Origin of the sequence: Variovorax sp. OV084 (assembly GCF_900111625.1) — a bacterium.
Taxonomy (GTDB): Bacteria; Pseudomonadota; Gammaproteobacteria; order Burkholderiales; family Burkholderiaceae_C; genus Variovorax.
This window is the reverse complement of record NZ_FOII01000001.1, coordinates 833963-850097: the sequence shown is the minus strand read 5'-3', so window position 1 is coordinate 850097 and position 16135 is coordinate 833963. Positions and strand designations below refer to the sequence as shown.

Below are 16135 nucleotides of genomic sequence, written 5' to 3'. Positions count from 1 at the left end.
GGAAACGCTCCGGGTAGGCGTTTTGTCATGGTCCCGAGCCCAAGCGGGCAGGGCGCTTGACTCCCCTGCAAAGGGGCGCTTCGCTCATGTGCGAAGACAGCGTGATTCCTACAGTCATCCCCAGGCCGAACGCTTCTGTCCATACCGGGCAGACAGGCGGTTCAGGCCGGTCACGACAACCGGGGAACACGCATGGAACTGCTCGCATTGCTGCCGAGACCCTTCATGAACCTGCTGCGGGAAGACGCAGGCATGTCGTTCATGGAGTTCGCTCTGATCGGCGCTCTTGTGATGGTCGTGTGCCTGCTCCTGCTGCTCGCCATCCGGCGCAGCGCCTGAACCCACGGAGCCGACCATGCAAGAACTCGACGCCGTTCTCGAACTGCTGGCAATGCTGGCTACAGACGTTCGAATGCTCGCGCTCGTCGCGCTGCTCGGGGTAGCCGCCATCAGCGACTGGCGCTCCTACCGCATTCCCAACTGGCTGACCTTCGGCGGGGCGCTCTTCGCGCTCATCTACGGCACTCTCGCTGCCCGCACGCCGGCCGCAGGCGCAATGAGCGCTTTCGGCGGCCTGGGTGTGGGCTTCGCCGCGATGCTGCCGTTCTATGTCTTGGGATTGATGGGGGCGGGCGACGTGAAGCTCATGGCCATGGCGGGGGCCTTCATCGGTCCGCAGCAGACGCTGATGGCGGTGCTCTTCACCTTCATTGCCGGTGGCATGGCGGCGCTGGTGTTCGCCATCCACCGTCGCCGCCTCGCTCACATGCTGGCCAACGTCAAGACGGCGGCACAAGGCATGGCGTTCTCGAGCATGGCGGGCATCCGCCCCACGGGGCAGGTCCACATGAGCCAGTCCGTGGGAAAGCTGCCCTACGGCATCTGCATCGCGGCGGGCACGGTGGTCGAAGTGCTCGCGCATCAACTGGGCTATGTCTAGCCCTCCCATCTTTTACCTGCGACGGAGGTTCGTATGAAGAACATCAAGGCGATCGGGCTGATCCTTCTGGCCCTTCTGACGGGGCTGGCGGCTGCGGTCTACGCGGCCGGGTGGATCTCCAGGCAAGGCGGCATCGCGTCCAACAAGGTCGTAGTGGCCGCCGTCGACATCGAACTGGGCAGCCGCGTCAACGCGCAGATGCTGTCCACGGTCGACTGGCCCAGCGGCTCCACGCCGAACGGCTCGTTCAGCGACATCAAGGCGCTGGAAGACCGCGTGGTGAAGGTCGGCGTGCTGCGCGGCGAAGCCATCATGGAAGGCAAGCTGGCGCCGGTGGGAACCCAGGGCGGGTTGTCGGCGGTGATCGCCAGTGGCAAGCGAGCCATGACGGTGCGCGTCAACGACGTGGTCGGCGTCGCCGGCTTCGCGCTGCCGGGCAACTACGTCGACGTGATGGTCAACGCCCAGCAGGACAAGGGCCGCGGCGAGGAGGCGTCGCAGATCAGCAAGACCGTGCTCGAGAAAGTGCTGGTGCTGGCGGTGGCGCAGGAGGCCAACCGAGACGACACCAAGCCCAAGGTCGTGAGCGCCGTGACGCTCGAACTCTCGCTCGAAGACTCGGAAAAGCTCGACCTGGCACGCAGCGTGGGAACGCTGTCCCTGGTGCTTCGCAACCAGATGGACAAGACCACGGTCGCCACCGGCGGCATCACCAAGGGCCAGTTGTTCGGCGCGAAGGAGATCGTGCAGGTCTCCACCGCTGCTGCGCCTGCCCCGGCCCGCCCGCGTATTCATCGTGCAGGCCCCGCCGCGCAGCCGGCTTCCCAGTGCGTGGAAGTCGTCCAGCACGCGGGCAGCTCGCTGACCTGTTTCTGATCCGGTTCATCAGGAGGAACACCAAGTGCGCCATCTCTCAACAACACTAGCCAGTCTGCTGGCGACCCTCGCGACAGTGGCGGCTCCCGCCATGGGCGCGGAGGTCGCGGCAACCGCCTCGGCCACGGCCGCCATGCCTGCCGCAGCACTTGCAACGCCTCCGGCGGCAGCGGGCAACGCCGCCAACGCCGCCAACGCCCGACGCTGCACCGCCATCATTCCGGACGACCAGCCGACCCAGGCCGTGCTGGGCAAGTCGGTGGTCATTCCGCTGAAGGCGCGTGTGGTGCGGATCGTGGTCGGCGGCCAGCCTTCGAACCGGACCCCGGCACCCGCGGTCGCGGCCGGGGCCGTGCCGGCGGGCATGCAGCCGCCCGCGCCGGCTGCCAATGCGAATACCGGCGACGGCGTTGCCGATGTCGATGTGACGCTGCTTAGCCCGACCGACCTGTTCTTCCGTGGCCGCCAGGCGGGCTCGATGAACGTCGTGCTCCAGAGCGCCGATGGCACTTGCTACATCAAGGACGTGATCGTCACCATCGATCCGATGGCGCTGCAGGCCAAGCTGGCTGAGTTGATGCCCGAAGAGCGCCGCATCCGCGTGCGCAGTGCAGAAAAATCCATCGTGCTCACCGGCGAGATCAGCGACGCGCTCAAGCTCGACGACGTGATGAGCCTGGCGTCGGCCTACGGCGCGGACGGCAAGAAGGTGGTGAACCTGCTGCGCATCGCGACACCGCAGCAGGTGATGCTCGAGGTGAAGATCGCCGAGGTCAGCAAGACGCTGCTCGACCGGCTGGGCTCGCGCGTCGGGATTGCGCGTTCGGGCAACGGCGGGCTGAACAACTACTCGCTGATTTCCAATTTCCTGAGCACGGGCGCGGGCCTGGTCCAGGCGCTGCGCATCGGCCGCACCTCGCTGACCATCGACGGCCAGAAGGACGACGGGCTGGTGCGCATTCTTGCGGAACCCAACATCATGGCCATCAGCGGCCAGCAGGCCAGCTTCCTGTCGGGCGGCAAGATCTTCATTCCGGTGGCGCAGAGCGCCGCTGGCGGCGGCGGGACGAACATCACGCTGGAAGAAAAGGAGTTCGGCATCGGGGTCAAGTTCACCCCGACGGTGCTCAACGGCGACCGGATCAACCTCAAGATGGTGTCCGAGGTGTCGGACCTGACGCAGACCGGCTCGCCCTTCACCACGGTCTCGGGCGTTACCGCGGTGCTGCCTTCGCTGACGGTGCGGCGCGCCGACACCACCGTGCAACTCAACGACGGGCAGAGTTTCGTCATCGCCGGGCTCATCAAGAGCAATGTGAACGAGACCATCAAGCGCTATCCGGGCCTGGGCGAAGTGCCGGTGATGGGTGCGCTGTTTCGCAGCACTGAATTCCAGAACGAGCAGACCGAGCTGATGTTCGTCATCACGCCGCGCCTGGTTCGCCCGCTGGCCGAGTCGCCGCGGGTACCGACGGACAACCACGTCGTTCCCAGCCGCGCCGAGGTCTACCTCAACGGCGCCCTCGAAAGCGCCACCCCGGCACCGGCCGCCCCGGCCAGCGAAACCCCGTGAGGAGCACTGTCATGTTCATCAGATCGACCACCGTCGCGCTCGTCTGCCTTCTTGGCGCCAGTTGCTCGACCGTCACGCCCAACTACGACGCGCGCTTCGGCGACGCGGTGCGCGACGCAAAGAAAAAGATGACGCTGAACCCGAACGCCGGCAAGAACGGCGACCCGGTCGCAGGCATGGACGGCCGCTCGGCACGCGAGTCGATGAATCAGTACCACGAGTCCTACAAGTCGCCGCCGCCGGCGGTCAACGTCATCAACATCGGCGGCAGCATCGGTGGCCAGGGCGGTGGCTCGGGCAAGTGACGGGCTGCGTTTTTCTCTCGAATTCGATCCTCGAAGTCTTTACCTGGAAAGGAGAGCGCCACGAACTGCAACGAACTTTTTTCCCCCACCACACCATTGTTTTCAAACCTGATTTCCAACTGTTCAAACCTTGAAAGGAAAGAACCATGAAGAACTTTCTCCAGGCCATCGGCCAATCGACTCGCGGTTTCATGCTCGAGGAAGAGGGCGCCCAGGTCGTCGAGTACGCGCTGATCATCGCCGTCGTCTCGATCGCACTGGTCGTCGCGCTGAAGGCGCTCACCGCAAACGGCGGCGGCTTCTCGCTCTTCATCGATCGCGTGAAGACTTGCCTGACTTCGACAACCGGCGGTTGCGTGTAAGTAGTTGGTGGGGCGAGCTGGAGCACGCTCCAAGCTCGTCGCCCCACTTATCGGATCCGCATTCTTCTCAATGAAAAGGAGTAGTCCCATGTTCAAGTCATTCTTGCAGGACGAGAACGGCGCTCAAGTGGTTGAGTACGCGCTGATCATCGCGGTCGTCTCGATCGCGCTCGTCGTTGCGTTGAAGGCGCTTACCGACAACGGTGGCAGCTTCTCGCTCTTCATCGATCGCGTGAAAACTTGCCTGACTTCCACGACTGGCGGTTGCGTGTAAGTAGTTGGTGGGGCGAGCCGGAGCACGCTCCAAGCTCGCCGCCTCACTTATCGAGTCCGCATCTTTTCAATGAAAAAGGAGTAGTCCCATGTTCAAGTCCTTTTTGAAAGAAGAGGGCGGTGCTCAGGTGGTGGAGTACGCGCTGGTCATCGCCTTGATCTCTATCCTGCTGATCATCGCGCTGCGACCACTGGTAGCCGACACCGGTCTCAGCGATCTTGTTGATCGCGTCTTCACTTGCTTCGGCGGCGTCGACTGCGCCTGAAGCGCAGGCTTTGTCAAACTGCCACTACTGCACAGGAAGCCGATCATGCAAGTCCACACTCCCGGCCACCGCCAGCGCGGCGCGATGATCATCACTGCAGCATTGGTTCTGTTGTTTCTCCTCGGATTCATGGGCATCGCGCTCGACTTCGGGCACCTGTTCGTAGTCAAGACCGAGCTGCAGACGGCAGTCGACAGCTGCGCTCTGTCCGCTGCGCGCGAGCTCGACGGGCAGAGCACGGCTCTCACGCGGGCCGTGAGCGCGGGCCAGACTGCAGGCAACGCGAACCGTGTGAACATGCAATCAAGTACCTGGAGCGGGCAGGGCAAGATCGTCACGGCCGACATCACGTTCCGCGACTCGGCCTACGCCCTCACGACCACGCCCGCTGTAGCTCGCTATGCGCAGTGCACGCACACGCAGGCCAACGTCAACATCTGGCTCATGAAGGCCATGGGCGCCTTTTCTGGCGATACCGCCGGCAATCCCGCTACACGCAGCGTCGCGGCGAGCGCGGTCGCCACCCGTGCCAGCGCACAGACCACATGCCCCATCCCGGTCGCAATGAAGCCGAAGCCAGGCGGCACGGCACCGAACTACGGCTTCGCCGTCGGCGAATGGGTACCTCTCATCCAGGCGCAGAACGCGGCTACGGGTGGCCAGATCGGCTGGGCCAATCTCGATGGCAGCAATAGTGCTTCGGAAACCGAAGCAGAGCTCAACGGCCGTTGCGGCACCAGGGTGGGCGACACGCTCGGCACGCCCGGCGTGCAGACCTCGGTGGTCGACGTCTGGAACCAGCGCTTCGGCATCTACAAGAACACCGGCGATCCGAGCGTGGGACGGCCCGACTACACCGGCTATGCCTACACATCATCCAACTGGCCCACGCAGTTCAATGCCTACAACGGCGCGCCGGGTGCAGGAGCCGATGCGACCGCCCAGAACTTCGTGACCAAGCGGGCCGCCTTCGCGTCCTGTGCCGACACCGGCACCAAAGTGAATGGCGCGAACAGCTGCGAATCGATCACGGGGCTGTCGCTCAACAGCTTCCAGAAGCTGGCCAACCCGGGCAACGTTGCCGGAGGCCACATGCAGTACGGCTTCGACCGCCGCATCGTCACGGTGCCGGTCATTGACGGCAGCAACCACGTGATCGACTACGCCTGCATGCTGATGCTGCAGCCGCTGAGCATTCCGATGACCGACACGCAGCTGGAATTCCGCGGCAACGCGGGCGCCGTGGGCAGCCCCTGCACCACCAGCGGGCTGGCTGGCGGATCGGCGGGCCCGCTGGTTCCGGTGCTGGTGAGGTGAACGCCATGAAAAGATCCCATCGCACACAGCGTGGCGCGGCACTGATCGAGCTGGCACTGATCATTCCGCTGCTCCTGCTGATGACCTTCATCACCACCGAGTTCGGCCGCGCGATGTACGAGTACAACGCGGTCGTCAAGTCGACGCGCGACGCGGTGCGCTACCTGTCCGTGCAGACGCCCGGCACGCACGTCACCGAGGCGCGCAACCTGATCGTGTACGGCAACACGGCCGGCACCGGGGCGCCGCTGGCGCGCGGGCTGAGTCTTTCGAATGTGCCGGCTGGCAGCTGTTGCACCTGGCAGTCGGTAGGGGCGAATCCGATCATCACCACGGTGACGGTGCGCGTCAGCAGCTACACATTCCATTCGCTGTTTCCCTCGGTGATCGGCGTCGTCCTCGCCGATGCGAACGGCAACATCGTCTTCAGCGAAATCGCAGCCACCATGAGGGCGCCATCATGAGAAAACGCATTACCGGTGCGACCACGGTCGAGTTCGCTTTGGGCCTGATCATCTTTCTCATGTTCGTGCTGGGCATCGTCGACTTCTCGCGCATGCTGTTCACGTGGAATGCGGCCCAGGAGGCAACACGCGCGGGTGCCAGGTATGCGGTGGTGTGCGACGACACCGGCCAGCAAGCGCTGGTGCTTGCCCGCATGAAGGCGCTGCTGCCGCAGATCAGCACTGTGTCGGTGGCGTGGGAGCCTTCGGGCTGCACGGCCGCGACCTGCCAGGGCGTCACCGTCAGCATCACCGGCCTCAACTACCAGTGGATTTCGCCCATTGCGGGTGGTGTCGCGCCGCTGATCCCGATGCCGGGCTTTTCCACCTACCTGCCGCGCGAGGTGATGCGCAAAGACCCGAACAGCGCGGCCATCTGCTCCTAGCAACGCACCGGACACGACCATGAAGATCGCCATCATTTCCCCCAATCCGAACCATCTCCAGGACATGCGCAAGGTCCTCGAGGCGCGCTCGCATCACGTGTCGCTTTTCGAGGGCGGAAAGAGCCGCATGCAGTGGGTCGTCGAGAAGGCGGCTCCAGAACTCCTGTTGGTCGACGGCATGTGCTGCGATCTTCAGGAGCTCGCGCTGGTGGAGAAGCTCACGATGCAGCACCCGGCAATCGCGGTGGTGCTGCTGTGCGCCATGCAGACGCCGGAGTTCCTGATCCACGCGATGCGTGCGGGTGTGCGCGAGGTGCTGCCGTCGCCCTCCGACACTGCCGCGCTCGAGGCTGCCGTCGAGCGCATCGGGCTCAAGATGGCCGGCACCCAGGCGCGCGGCCCCGGCCAGGTCGTGGCGTTCATGCCCTGCAAGGGCGGCAGCGGAGCCACCTTTCTCGCGACCAACATCGCTCACCAGCTCTCGCGGGAGCGCTCGGTGCTGCTGATCGACCTGAACCTGCAGTTCGGCGATGCGCTGTCGTATGTGAGCGACGTGCGGCCGAGTTCCACGATGGCGGACGTTGCGCGCGACATCGGCCGCCTCGACGCCTCGCTGCTCGCGGCCAGCGTGGTGCGCGTGGCGCCGGGCTTCAGCATCCTGCCCGCACCCGACGATCTTTCGCGCGCGCTGGAGGTGAAGGCCGAGCACATCGACGCGATCCTGCAGGTTGCACTGCCGATGTACGACTTCGTGCTGTTCGACCTCGGCACGCGCATCGACACGCTCTCGATCAAGGTGCTGGACCGCGCCGACCGCATCTTCCCGGTGCTGCAGCCGAGCCTGCCGCACATCCGCAACGTGACGCGCCTGATGCAGGTGTTCAAGTCGCTCGGCTATGCCCCCGGCAAGGTCGAACTGCTCGTGAACCGCAGCGCCGGTGGCGGGGAAATCGGGTTGTCGGACATGCGCCGCTCGCTGGTCGGCGCGACGCTCACGATCGTGCCGGACGGCGGCAAGGACGTGGATGCGTCCATCAACCGGGGCGTGCCGCTGGCGGAGATGTCGCGCGGCAGCGCGCTCGCCAAGCGGCTGGCCGAAATTGCTCAAACGCTCAGTCCGCGGCAGGAGGCGGCGCCCGGCTTCATCGGGCGGCTCTTCCGCCGCGCCTGAGCACCTCCGGATCAATCCTCAACAGCAAGGCAGGTTCCCATGTCATTCAGAGAACAGCTCAATGCGATCGAAGCCGATCCCGCCGCGCGGCCGGAGGGGCACGCAGCCGATCTGACCACGTCGCCCTTTGCGTCGGATGCCTACAAGTTGCTGAAGGAGCGCATGCACCTGAAGCTGCTGGAGCGCTTCGACCTGGCAGCGCTCGAAACCCTTAAGCCTGAAGTCCTGCGCCAGGAAATCTCGACCATGGTCACGCGGCTGCTGCAGGAGGAGCCCGAGGCGCTCAACGACATCGAGCGGCGCACGCTGATCCGCGACATACAGCACGAGATGCTCGGCTTCGGGCCGATCGAGCTGCTGATGGCGGACCCTTCCGTCTCGGACATCCTGGTCAATTCGCACGAGAAGATCTACGTGGAGCGCCGGGGCCGGCTGGAGCTGACCAACGTGAGCTTCACTGACGAGAAGCATCTGCTGCGCATCATCGACAAGATCGTCTCGCTGGTGGGGCGTCGCATCGACGAGTCCAGCCCCATGGTCGATGCGCGGCTGCCCGACGGCTCGCGCGTCAATGCGGTGATTGCGCCGGTGGCGCTCGACGGGCCGATGATGTCGATCCGCCGTTTCGCGAAGATCCCGCTGCGCATGGAGAACCTCGTGAACGAGCTCAAGACGCTGACGCCGCCGATGGCGCAGATGCTCGAGGGGCTGGCCCAGGCGAAGGTCAACATGCTCATCTCCGGCGGCACGGGCGCTGGCAAGACGACGCTGCTGAATATCCTCTCCGGCTTCATTCCGCCGACCGAACGCATCATCACCATCGAGGACGCGGCGGAGTTGCAGCTGCAGCAGCCGCACGTGGCGCGCATGGAAACGCGGCCGATGAACATCGAGGGCAAGGGCGAGATCACGCAGCGCGCGCTGGTGCGCAACGCGCTGCGCATGCGGCCCGACCGTATCGTCATCGGCGAAGTGCGCGGCGCCGAGGCGGTCGACATGCTGCAGGCGATGAACACCGGCCACGAAGGCTCGCTCACCACCATCCACGCCAACACGCCGCGCGATGCGCTGGCGCGACTGGAAAACATGATCGGCATGGCGAACCTGAACCTGCCGCACCGCACTGTGCGCCAGCAGATCGCGTCGGCCATCACGGTGGTGGTGCAGGTGCTGCGGCTGGTCGACGGGCGGCGCAAGGTCACCAGCATCCAGGAGATCACCGGCATGGAGGGCGAGGTGGTCACCATGCAGGAGATCTTCACTTTTCACCAGACTGGCATGGGGCCCGACGGCCTGGTGCGCGGCCATTTCCACGCGACGGGTGTCAGGCCGAAATTTGCGGATCGGCTGCATGCCTACGGCGTGGATCTGCCCGACACCATGTTCGAGCCGACGAAGCACTACGAATAGGAGACCGCCATGTTCAGCAATCTTGGAGGCAATACGCTCATCACCGTCACGGTGCTGGTCTTCGTGACCGTGCTGCTGATGATCGAGGGTCTGTATCTGCTGTGGCGCTCCTACAAGGGGCCCGAGGCGCGCAAGATCGCGAAGCGGCTGCAAGCTTTTTCCGCCGCGGTCGACCGGACGCCGCAGGCCCACCTTGTCAAGGAGCGCATGCTCAGCGAGGTGCCGTGGATGCAGCGCATGCTGCTGACGCTGCCGCGGGCGCACCGGCTGGACCGTTTCATCCTGCAGGCAGGGCTGGACTGGACGGTTTCCAGCTTCCTGCTGGCGTGCGGCGCGCTCGGCGTGTTCGCGTTCTTCGTGACGGCGTGGGTGGGGCACCAGTCGATGCTGCTGTCGCTCGCCGTCGGGGTCTGCGCGGCGATGCTTCCTGTGCTCTACCTGCAGCGCCAGCGCAGCCGCCGGCTGGCCCGCATGGAGAGGCAGCTTCCGGATGCGCTGGACCTGGTGACGCGCGCCCTGCGCGCAGGGCACTCGTTCGCGAGTGGCGTGCAGATGATCGGCGAGGAAATGGCCGACCCGATCGCCACCGAGTTCCGCATGGTTGCCGACGAGGTGAATTTCGGCGTCTCGCTGCAGCAGGCCCTGACCAACCTCAGCGAGCGCGTGCCGCTCACCGACCTGCGCTACTTCGTGGTGGCGGTGCTGATCCAGCGCGACTCCGGCGGCAACCTGACGGAGGTGCTGGGCAACCTGAGCAAGCTCATTCGCGACCGGCTCAAGCTGCTCGCGCGGGTGCGGGTGCTGTCGTCGGAAGGGCGCCTGTCGGCCTGGATCCTGGGGCTCATGCCGTTCGCCCTGGCGGCGCTCATGAACATCTTCAACCCGGAATTCATGGCTCCGCTGTGGACGGACCCGATCGGGCAGATAGTGCTCAAGTACATGCTGGGGCTGATGCTCGTGGGCATCGTGCTCTTGCGAAAGATCGCGAAGATTCGCGTCTGAAGGAGAAGAGCCATGACCATACTGTTTCCCATCCTCGTTTTCCTGGCCGTGTCGCTGGCGATTGCCGGCCTGGCGGTCTGGATGTCTCCGACGCGTACCGAGCAGCGTCTGCAGGCGGTAACGCCATCGGCAGGCAAGTCGGCCTGGACCGAGACTGCCGTCAGGATCGTCGGTCCTTTCGCGCAGTTGTCGTCGCCTACCGGCGAGGCGGCTCTGTCGCCGCTGCGGGTGCGGTTCCTGAACGCCGGCATCCGCTACCCGGACGCCTACCTTGTCTACTTCGGCATGAAGACGCTGCTGCCGCTGGGCTTTGCCGCGCTCGCGTTCCTGGCGATGCGGACGACGGGAGCAGCGGACGGCACGGAGATGCTGCTGTACCTCGCGGTGGCCGCTCTGGCCGGCTGCTACCTGCCCAACCTGGTGCTGCGCCTGCTCATTCGCGCGCGTCGCCGCGAGATATTCGAGAACTTCCCCGATGCCGCCGACCTGATGCTCGTGTGCATCGAAGCGGGCCTGGGAATGGACGCCGGCCTGGCCAAGGTCACCGACGAAATCCAGGTCAAGAGCGTGGCGCTGGCGCAGGAACTGCACTGGACCAACCTGGAAATGCGTGCCGGTGCTACGCGCGAGAAGTCGCTGCGCAACCTGGCGCTGCGCACGGGCGTGGAAGAGATAGGCACCTTCGCGACCATGCTGACCCAATCGGACCGGTTCGGCACCAGCATCGGCGAATCGCTGCGTGTGTTCTCCGACGATCTGCGCCACAAGAGGCAGGTTCGTGCGGAAGAACTGGCGGCCAAGGTGCCGACCAAGATGCTGCTGCCGCTGGTGCTGTGCATCTTTCCGTGCATCTCGATGGTGATACTCACGCCGGCGGCGATCCGGGTCGTCCGGATGATCATGCCGATGCTGAGTGGGACTTGAATTGAGTGCCGCCGCTCTCAGGGCAACCTGGTGCGGTGCGCTGCTTCAGTGCGCCGGCGCCGTATCGAGCTGGTGCTTCACCGCGTAGATGTACAGCTCGAGGCGGTTTGTCACGCCGAGCTTCTGGTAGATCGACGTGAGGTGGTTGCGCAGCGTGTGCTCGGTGACGAAGAGCTTCTCGGCCAATGCCTTGTTCGAGGCGCCGCTGCCCGCCACGACGACGCGGACGATCTCCCGTTCTTTCTGCGTCAGGCTCGCCAGCCTGGTGGTCTCGGGGTCGGCCTTCGGAGGCTTCTTCACCGAGGTCAGCTCGGAGAAGACGCGGCCCATGGTTTGCGCATCGACGCAAAGCTCGCCTTTGTAGACGCGCTCGATGGCCTCGAGCACCTGCTGGGCCGGAGCGTCCTTGCGCATCACGCCGCGCGCGCCGTGCAGCACGGCAAGGTCGATCGTGCGCTGCTCGCGCTCCGCTGTGAGCACGACGACGCGCGACACCTCGTTCGACAAAAGCCTGGGCAGGATGTCGATGGCGCACCGGCCGTCAAGGTCGAGGTCGAGCACGATGACGTCGGGGGCGAGGTCGTCCGAGGTCGCCACGGCGTCTTCGCAACAGCTGGCCGTGCCGACGACCCGCATGCGCGGCTGCTCGCCGTCGATCAGCCTGGACAGGCCCCACAGCATGGTCTGGTGGTCGTCCACGAGCAGGACTCCGATGGAATGGGCAACTGGTTGCATGACGGATTCCTTCCTTGGCTTGTCTTTTTAGATGGGGATTTCCACCAACACGGCGGTGCCGCCACTCGTGCACTGGTGCACCTGTGCCCGCCCGCCGAGAGCCGCAGCGCGCTCGGTGATGGAGCGTGGGAGGAACTTCGTGAAGCTCTCTTCACACGCTTCGTTTTCGATTCGCAACTGCAGGCGCCCGTTCTTGCAGCCGAGGCGGATGCTGCCGTGACGCGCTTGGGTGTGCTTGCAGATGTTGTTCAATCCCTCGCCCACCAGCTGCAGGACTTCCGCGGTCATCCGGTCGTCCAGTTGGACCTGGCCGTCGACCGTAATGGCGATCTCGATGCCGTAGAGCCCCTTGATCCGCTCGGCCTGGCGATGCAGATGGGGCAGTACAAGCCCGCAGGGACTGTTCGCGCTGTGCTTGACCGCACCGGCGTAGCGGCGCAGGTCGGCGATCACGCCGTCGGCCACGCTCGCGAGCTTGTCGAGGTCTTCGCGCAGCGGGTTGTCGGTGGCCGCCTTCTTGCGCAGCGCGCACAGGCCCATCCGCAGACCGATGTAAGGCTGCACCGCCGTGTCGTGCAGGTCCAGTGCGAACTTCAGGCGCTCTGTAGCGGCGGCTTCGGAGGCCATGCGGTCGAGCACCTCGATGGTCTCGATGACCGGGAAGATCTGTTCCATCAGGTGCGCCAGGAACAGCGCATCGGACTTGTTGAACAGTCCGTCACGGGACGACACGAAGACCCGGCCCTCGCCCAGCCGCATCGGCAGCGGGGCGCTGATGAAGGCGCGGGCCTCCAGCATGGCGATCACTGCGGCGCAGCGCTGCGCGCCTTCGTCGTCCTCTATGCTCCAGCCGCTTGCGCCGGCTTCGAAGACATGGCTTTGCGCGCACAGCCAGTTCATGGGCCAGGGCAGGCGGTTGCAGAGCACGGTATGGTCCGGCGCCAGCGCCATGAGCGGCGATTCGGCGATGCGGCCGATCGTCTCGACGCTGACGTGTTCGCATGCGTCGTTCTTGCGCAGCGTGCGCAGGATCCAGTTGCCGGTGGATGTGTCCCGCGTCAGGAGGATGCAGTGGCTTGCCCTGAAGAAGGCCAGTGTCTTTTCCATCGTGCGGGCGACGGTGCGGCCGGCCCCGAAGCGGGGGTTCGAAAGCTGGCAGACATCGCCCAGGAGCGCGAGGCGCCGCTGCAGGCCCAGCTTCGAGCCGCCCCAGTGCACGATCATGTGCCCCAGCGCCAGCAGGAAAGTGGTGCGCATCAGCAGCTGCGGCGAGTCGCCGCCCGTGCTGGTGGCCAGGCCGCAGGCGGCGAACGACGCGACCGATGCGACCGTCACGCGGGCGCCTTCCTCGAAACCCCAGCGGAACGAGGAGGTGAGGATCGCGAAGAAGTAGAAGAGGAAGAAAAGACTCTGGACGCCGTCGGTCACGAAGATGATCAGCGTGAACCACAGCACGTCGGACCAGTGGATGGCCTTGCCCTGGAAATACGGGCGGCCCATTCGCGTGCAGGCGTACACCAGCAGGCTGTGCAGGATGTATCCGGAAAAGGCCAGCCATACGGGAAATTGCAGCCGGTTGTCACCGGCATCGACCGCGACAGCCAGCAGTGCGGAGACCGAGAGCACCAGCCGCATGCGGGCCACCATGAGGGCATCCGCGGCGACGCTTGCGTCGACGTCGGGAGCAGCAGTGGTGCGAGCCAGCATGGCGAAGGATCCTTGGCACCAGGCGCATCACGCCAGGCGGGCCATTCCGGAGTGAGTGGCAAAGCTCGGTGGTGTCATTTTGGAATTCATTCTTCGCACCTGAAAGCGATGTATGTGAAGGTTTCACATTACTACTTTCGTAGTCGAAGACAATTGGGGGTCGATGAGCCTGGCTGATTTGTGACGCCTGTTGCATTAAGAAACATTCATGCAACTCACAGGCTTTTTCGAATATCTGTCGAGGGGGACGGCCCCGCCCGATGGCGAGAGGTGCGCTATTTACAGGTACCCGTTCGATGCGTTCCAGCGAGCCACTCGCTGCCCCTCCAAGTTCACATCCGCCGTGCGACCAGGGCCGTGCGCCCCAGGGGAGTGACCCGCAGGACGACCGCCTGCTTGAACTTCTGCTGGTTCTGCCGGGTGCGGCAGGTCGGTGGAAGCGTGGCCTCCACCATGCCCGCCGCATTCAACACGGCCACCGAGTTGATCTCCGCTGGATCGTCGATGCGCAGGGGGAAGATCGAATTGCCGATCTTGCGCAGGTAGTCGAGTGGCATGACGGGCCATTCCTGGCCCTCGGCAGTCGTTGCAACGTTGCCGGTCTGCAGGCTGGCGATCTCCGCGTGCCCTGCGTCCGTGATGGCGAACACCACGGCGCTCTCATACTGTTGGTAGCCGAAGTGATCGAGATGAAATTCGGCCTCGATGAGTCCGGTCGCCAGCAGGACCGATGCGTTCCTGATGTCCGGGTCAGCCGTGAGCGTCGCCGGAAACTTCTCGTGCAGAAGTCGAAGGAGGAGGGTAAGCGGCATACATGCTCCTATCTGGACCTTCTGTGCATATCGAGCGGTTCGTCACCAGGTCCGGGGGTCGTTCGGGTTTGAATGTGATTTTTTCACTTTAATTATTTTGTTTTACATCAACCGCCTGGCCTTGTCGATAGGAGGCACTCCACGGCCATGAGGCCGTGGATGAAATCTGCTGTGGATTGCGAAAGAAGAGGGCGCCCAGGCAATGCGGGCGACCCGTGGCAGCCTCAAGGCGTGGTGAATGTCACCCGCTGTGCGATCAGCACGCCGTCGATCACCCGGTCTCCGACGACGGTCACGCGCTGGCCGTTGGCCAGGTTCGCGGCGGTGCCGTTCTCGAAGACGGCGCCCCTGGCGTCCACTGGTTGACCGCGGACCTTGAAGTCGGCGAGGGACTGATACGTGCCGATGGCGCCGATCAGCGTGAACGATGCCGGGCCGCCGGTGCCCGGAACGTTGCGGATGCGCAGCTTCTTGACCACCAGCACACCGCCCGACATGAAGCCGTCGACTTCGACTTTTACGCCGTTACCGAGCGAGCCCACGGGGCCGCCCGTGATCTGCCCATTGGTCGCATCGACCGGCGTGCCCAGCACCTTGAACGAACTGCGCGAGGCGAAGTCGGTGATGACGCCTGCCAGCTGGACAGCAATGCCGTCGCTCACCGGGATGGCATACCAGCCCTGCACCGTCGTGGCCGTGAGCACGCCCGCGACCGGCGCGGCGGTGCCCCGGGCGCGCACGATGATGCCGTTGGCGAGCGACGATGCGTTCATGCCCGTGAAGGCCGCCGAGCTGAAGTCGATCGTCAGCTGGCCGAGCGTGAAGGTCTTGCGCACGGTGTCCAGGTTCTGCACGGTCCCTGTGACCAGCGGATCGGTCAGTGTGGGGGCGATCTGGATGCGCGTGGCGCGCAGGGCGCCCGGTGCGCTCGGCAGGCCCCACACCTGGACGATGCTGTTCAGGTTGATGTCCGCCAGTCCGTTCGCGTCGGCCCAGACGGTGGCCGAGTCGATGCTCACGACGGTGCCCATCACGACGAAGCTGCCGGCCGAGGTGTCGATGCCCGAGGCAGCGCCCCGTAGTTCGGCAGCCGACTGGACCTGGGTGGCGACGCCGCTGGTGAAGTTGGCGTCGACCTTGCCGGCGACGCGCGCACTCATGCCGATCTGCAACTCGGTGGCGTCTTCAATGGTGAAGGTGGCGGTGTCGGTGTCGTAGCGCAGCCCGTTGAGGATGATGCTGCCCAGGCCGTCCGCCGCGCCGATGCCGGCGGCGTCGGCAGTCACGCCAGTGCCGCCCGAACCTACGCCGGAGCCGTCGGTGTTGCTGTTGCCGGCGGTCGTATCTCCGCTCGAACCGCCCGAGCCCGTGGAACCTGTGCCAGTTCCAGTTCCTGTCCCCGCTCCTGTAGAGGTATCCCCTCCGGTGCCCGTCTGCGTGGTGCCACCCGTGCCGACGCCCAGGCCGCCCACTGAGCCACTGCCGCTACCTCCACCCCCGCCGCAGGACAGCAGCAGGGCCATGAGGCCGACGGACAAAAGGCCGAGCATGAGCCGGCGGGGTGTCTTCATCG

19 protein-coding genes are annotated in these 16135 nt (G+C 65.0%); 15 read left to right on the top strand and 4 right to left on the bottom strand.

The window, feature by feature from the left end; genetic code table 11:
- Nucleotides 1–192 precede the first annotated feature (192 nt).
- The 15 genes from BMW87_RS35030 to BMW87_RS04125 all read left to right on the top strand — a co-directional run bounded on the left by BMW87_RS35030 (nucleotide 193) and on the right by BMW87_RS04125 (nucleotide 11308).
- Nucleotides 193–339, top strand: coding sequence for a hypothetical protein (locus tag BMW87_RS35030; protein WP_177192718.1), 147 nt, complete (start codon nucleotides 193–195; stop codon nucleotides 337–339).
- Nucleotides 340–355: 16 nt separating this feature from the next.
- Entirely contained in the window at nucleotides 356–940 is a 585-nt protein-coding gene (locus BMW87_RS04190; RefSeq protein WP_093074391.1) for an A24 family peptidase, read from the top strand.
- A 33-nt stretch (nucleotides 941–973) separates the two neighbouring features.
- A complete protein-coding gene (gene cpaB / locus BMW87_RS04185; protein ID WP_093074389.1) occupies nucleotides 974–1816 on the top strand; it encodes a Flp pilus assembly protein CpaB in 843 nt (280 codons plus the stop codon).
- A 25-nt stretch (nucleotides 1817–1841) separates the two neighbouring features.
- A complete protein-coding gene (locus BMW87_RS04180) occupies nucleotides 1842–3389 on the top strand; it encodes a type II and III secretion system protein family protein (protein WP_093074387.1) in 1548 nt (515 codons plus the stop codon).
- An 11-nt stretch (nucleotides 3390–3400) separates the two neighbouring features.
- Nucleotides 3401–3694, top strand: a complete 294-nt coding sequence (locus BMW87_RS04175; protein WP_093074385.1) for a hypothetical protein — start codon at nucleotides 3401–3403, stop codon at nucleotides 3692–3694.
- A 146-nt stretch (nucleotides 3695–3840) separates the two neighbouring features.
- On the top strand, nucleotides 3841–4056 hold the full coding sequence (locus BMW87_RS04170; RefSeq protein ID WP_093058371.1) for a Flp family type IVb pilin: 216 nt from the start codon (nucleotides 3841–3843) through the stop codon (nucleotides 4054–4056).
- 88 nt (nucleotides 4057–4144) lie between these two features.
- The gene (locus BMW87_RS04165) at nucleotides 4145–4330 is read left to right on the top strand and encodes a Flp family type IVb pilin (protein WP_093074383.1); all 186 of its coding nucleotides are present in this window, start codon (nucleotides 4145–4147) and stop codon (nucleotides 4328–4330) included.
- Nucleotides 4331–4418: 88 nt separating this feature from the next.
- The gene (locus BMW87_RS04160) at nucleotides 4419–4595 is read left to right on the top strand and encodes a Flp family type IVb pilin (protein WP_093058373.1); all 177 of its coding nucleotides are present in this window, start codon (nucleotides 4419–4421) and stop codon (nucleotides 4593–4595) included.
- A gap of 45 nt (nucleotides 4596–4640) precedes the next feature.
- On the top strand, nucleotides 4641–5912 hold the full coding sequence (locus tag BMW87_RS04155; RefSeq protein WP_093058374.1) for a pilus assembly protein TadG-related protein: 1272 nt from the start codon (nucleotides 4641–4643) through the stop codon (nucleotides 5910–5912).
- 5 nt (nucleotides 5913–5917) lie between these two features.
- A complete protein-coding gene (locus BMW87_RS04150; RefSeq protein ID WP_093058432.1) occupies nucleotides 5918–6376 on the top strand; it encodes a TadE/TadG family type IV pilus assembly protein in 459 nt (152 codons plus the stop codon).
- A complete protein-coding gene (locus tag BMW87_RS04145) occupies nucleotides 6373–6801 on the top strand; it encodes a TadE family protein (protein WP_093074381.1) in 429 nt (142 codons plus the stop codon). Before BMW87_RS04150 ends, BMW87_RS04145 begins: the two co-directional genes overlap by 4 nt.
- A gap of 19 nt (nucleotides 6802–6820) precedes the next feature.
- Nucleotides 6821–7972: a CpaE/TadZ family protein gene (locus BMW87_RS04140; RefSeq protein WP_093074379.1), complete on the top strand. Its 1152-nt coding sequence runs from the start codon at nucleotides 6821–6823 to the stop codon at nucleotides 7970–7972.
- Between the two features lie 39 nt (nucleotides 7973–8011).
- The gene (locus tag BMW87_RS04135) at nucleotides 8012–9382 is read left to right on the top strand and encodes a TadA family conjugal transfer-associated ATPase (protein WP_093074377.1); all 1371 of its coding nucleotides are present in this window, start codon (nucleotides 8012–8014) and stop codon (nucleotides 9380–9382) included.
- A 9-nt stretch (nucleotides 9383–9391) separates the two neighbouring features.
- The gene (locus tag BMW87_RS04130; RefSeq protein WP_093074375.1) at nucleotides 9392–10384 is read left to right on the top strand and encodes a type II secretion system F family protein; all 993 of its coding nucleotides are present in this window, start codon (nucleotides 9392–9394) and stop codon (nucleotides 10382–10384) included.
- A gap of 12 nt (nucleotides 10385–10396) precedes the next feature.
- A complete protein-coding gene (locus BMW87_RS04125; RefSeq protein WP_093058379.1) occupies nucleotides 10397–11308 on the top strand; it encodes a type II secretion system F family protein in 912 nt (303 codons plus the stop codon).
- Nucleotides 11309–11353: 45 nt separating this feature from the next.
- On the opposite strand, the gene BMW87_RS04120 is transcribed toward BMW87_RS04125, so the two are convergent.
- The 4 genes from BMW87_RS04120 to BMW87_RS04105 all read right to left on the bottom strand — a co-directional run bounded on the left by BMW87_RS04120 (nucleotide 11354) and on the right by BMW87_RS04105 (nucleotide 16133).
- Complete coding sequence (locus BMW87_RS04120; RefSeq protein WP_093074373.1) at nucleotides 11354–12043, bottom strand: response regulator; 690 nt, start codon at nucleotides 12041–12043, stop codon at nucleotides 11354–11356.
- A 27-nt stretch (nucleotides 12044–12070) separates the two neighbouring features.
- Nucleotides 12071–13750, bottom strand: a complete 1680-nt coding sequence (locus BMW87_RS04115) for a sensor histidine kinase (protein ID WP_093074371.1) — start codon at nucleotides 13748–13750, stop codon at nucleotides 12071–12073.
- A 332-nt stretch (nucleotides 13751–14082) separates the two neighbouring features.
- Complete coding sequence (locus BMW87_RS04110) at nucleotides 14083–14562, bottom strand: hypothetical protein (protein WP_093058382.1); 480 nt, start codon at nucleotides 14560–14562, stop codon at nucleotides 14083–14085.
- Nucleotides 14563–14786: 224 nt separating this feature from the next.
- Nucleotides 14787–16133 carry a DUF5666 domain-containing protein gene (locus BMW87_RS04105; protein WP_256216649.1) on the bottom strand — a complete coding sequence of 449 codons (1347 nt, stop codon included), beginning with the start codon at nucleotides 16131–16133 and terminating at the stop codon, nucleotides 14787–14789.
- Nucleotides 16134–16135: the final 2 nt, after the last annotated feature.

What these genes read in the sequence shown, in the direction of transcription:
- BMW87_RS35030 (WP_177192718.1), top strand. Translation starts at nt 193, where the DNA reads ATGGAACTGCTCGCATTGCTGCCGAGACCCTTCATGAACCTGCTGCGG.
- BMW87_RS04190 (WP_093074391.1), top strand. Translation starts at nt 356, where the DNA reads ATGCAAGAACTCGACGCCGTTCTCGAACTGCTGGCAATGCTGGCTACA.
- cpaB (WP_093074389.1), top strand. Translation starts at nt 974, where the DNA reads ATGAAGAACATCAAGGCGATCGGGCTGATCCTTCTGGCCCTTCTGACG.
- BMW87_RS04175 (WP_093074385.1), top strand. Translation starts at nt 3,401, where the DNA reads ATGTTCATCAGATCGACCACCGTCGCGCTCGTCTGCCTTCTTGGCGCC.
- BMW87_RS04170 (WP_093058371.1), top strand. Translation starts at nt 3,841, where the DNA reads ATGAAGAACTTTCTCCAGGCCATCGGCCAATCGACTCGCGGTTTCATG.
- BMW87_RS04165 (WP_093074383.1), top strand. Translation starts at nt 4,145, where the DNA reads ATGTTCAAGTCATTCTTGCAGGACGAGAACGGCGCTCAAGTGGTTGAG.
- BMW87_RS04160 (WP_093058373.1), top strand. Translation starts at nt 4,419, where the DNA reads ATGTTCAAGTCCTTTTTGAAAGAAGAGGGCGGTGCTCAGGTGGTGGAG.
- BMW87_RS04155 (WP_093058374.1), top strand. Translation starts at nt 4,641, where the DNA reads ATGCAAGTCCACACTCCCGGCCACCGCCAGCGCGGCGCGATGATCATC.
- BMW87_RS04150 (WP_093058432.1), top strand. Translation starts at nt 5,918, where the DNA reads ATGAAAAGATCCCATCGCACACAGCGTGGCGCGGCACTGATCGAGCTG.
- BMW87_RS04145 (WP_093074381.1), top strand. Translation starts at nt 6,373, where the DNA reads ATGAGAAAACGCATTACCGGTGCGACCACGGTCGAGTTCGCTTTGGGC.
- BMW87_RS04140 (WP_093074379.1), top strand. Translation starts at nt 6,821, where the DNA reads ATGAAGATCGCCATCATTTCCCCCAATCCGAACCATCTCCAGGACATG.
- BMW87_RS04135 (WP_093074377.1), top strand. Translation starts at nt 8,012, where the DNA reads ATGTCATTCAGAGAACAGCTCAATGCGATCGAAGCCGATCCCGCCGCG.
- BMW87_RS04130 (WP_093074375.1), top strand. Translation starts at nt 9,392, where the DNA reads ATGTTCAGCAATCTTGGAGGCAATACGCTCATCACCGTCACGGTGCTG.
- BMW87_RS04125 (WP_093058379.1), top strand. Translation starts at nt 10,397, where the DNA reads ATGACCATACTGTTTCCCATCCTCGTTTTCCTGGCCGTGTCGCTGGCG.
- BMW87_RS04120 (WP_093074373.1), bottom strand. Translation starts at nt 12,043, where the DNA reads ATGCAACCAGTTGCCCATTCCATCGGAGTCCTGCTCGTGGACGACCAC.
- BMW87_RS04115 (WP_093074371.1), bottom strand. Translation starts at nt 13,750, where the DNA reads ATGCTGGCTCGCACCACTGCTGCTCCCGACGTCGACGCAAGCGTCGCC.
- BMW87_RS04110 (WP_093058382.1), bottom strand. Translation starts at nt 14,562, where the DNA reads ATGCCGCTTACCCTCCTCCTTCGACTTCTGCACGAGAAGTTTCCGGCG.
- BMW87_RS04105 (WP_256216649.1), bottom strand. Translation starts at nt 16,133, where the DNA reads ATGAAGACACCCCGCCGGCTCATGCTCGGCCTTTTGTCCGTCGGCCTC.